Below are 891 nucleotides of genomic sequence, written 5' to 3' on the forward strand. Positions count from 1 at the left end.
AGCTGAAGGACCAGGTCGGCCAGCTGCTCAACATGGTCTACGGCCTGCTCGCGCTGGCGATCATCGTCGCGGTCCTGGGCGTGGTGAACACCCTGGCCCTGTCGGTGGTCGAGCGGACCCGGGAGATCGGCCTGCTGCGCGCGATCGGCCTCTCCCGCCGGCAGTTGCGGCGCATGATCCGCATGGAGTCCGTGGTGATCGCCCTGTTCGGTGCCCTGCTCGGCCTCGGCCTCGGCATGGGCTGGGGCGCGACCGCGCAGAAGCTCCTCGCCCTGGAGGGTCTCAACGTCCTGCAGATCCCGTGGGGCACGATCATCGCCGTCTTCATCGGCTCGGCCTTCGTGGGCCTGTTCGCCGCGCTGATCCCGGCGTTCCGCGCGGGCCGGATGAACGTCCTGAACGCGATCGCCACCGAGTAGCAGGGGCGAGCGGCCACCGCATACGGGGGTTGCGGGGGAAGGGCCCGGGGCGGAGAAGTCGGAGGACTTCCCCGCCCCGGGCGTGTGTCTGCGGCCGCCCGCGCCCACGCCGGTCGCCGGTCCGGCTCGCGGGACGTCGTCCACAGCCCCACCGGCTGTCCGCGCGCCGTCGTAGGCTGGAGGGACCCCCGGCCCGCGGCGCGCGTCGGGCCTGTCGTGTTGCCCGCCTCCTTCACGGAAAGCCCCCTCCATGAGCCTGCACGGTCTGCTCGACGCCGTCGTCAAGGACCCCGCCCTGACGGAAGCCGTCACCGCGGCGGCGGACGGCAACCGCATGCACGTCGACCTCGTCGGCCCTCCCGCCGCCCGCCCCTTCGCGATCGCCGCCCTGGCCCGCGAGGCCGCCCGTCCCGTCCTCGCGGTGACCGCGACCGGCCGCGAGGCCGAGGACCTGGCCGCCGCCCTGCGCTCG

The 891-nt window shown here is 74.1% G+C and carries 2 protein-coding genes; both read left to right on the forward strand.

Going from position 1 to position 891, the window contains the following annotated elements; translation table 11 throughout:
* On the forward strand, positions 1 to 419 hold a 419-nt coding region (locus IE249_RS38415), incomplete at its 5' end, for an ABC transporter permease (protein WP_229859208.1).
* 250 nt (positions 420 to 669) lie between these two features.
* On the forward strand, positions 670 to 891 hold a 222-nt coding region (locus tag IE249_RS38420; RefSeq protein ID WP_229859210.1), incomplete at its 3' end, for a hypothetical protein.

This window comes from Streptomyces anandii JCM 4720 (assembly GCF_014650655.1).
Classification (GTDB): Bacteria; Actinomycetota; Actinomycetes; order Streptomycetales; family Streptomycetaceae; genus Streptomyces; species Streptomyces anandii.